Genomic DNA, 244 nt, shown 5'->3' on the forward strand with positions numbered 1-244 from the left:
CGGATATTCAATGAGTAAATGAACGTGATCGTCTTCGCCGTCAAACTCGACTAATTTTGCTTCAAAATCATTGCAGATGCTTTCGTAAAAACATCAGGGCGGTATTTTGTACAAAGACTAAGTGAACGTGCAGATTAAAAATGCAATGTCTACCGTGCCTGATTTCAGTTTCTTTTTTCATAGACCAAAGGTAAGATATAAGGAAAATCATATTCTAAACCTTGCCAATGCAACTACGCAAAGC

1 pseudogene is annotated in these 244 nt (G+C 37.3%); it reads right to left on the bottom strand.

Annotated elements, in window-relative coordinates:
• Positions 1 to 181 (bottom strand): annotated as a pseudogene (locus HMPREF3179_RS12520) (transposase); the annotation flags it as partial.
• Between the last annotated feature and the right edge of the window lie 63 nt (positions 182 to 244).

This window comes from Oligella sp. HMSC09E12 (assembly GCF_001808505.1).
Classification (GTDB): domain Bacteria; phylum Pseudomonadota; class Gammaproteobacteria; order Burkholderiales; family Burkholderiaceae_B; genus Oligella; species Oligella urethralis.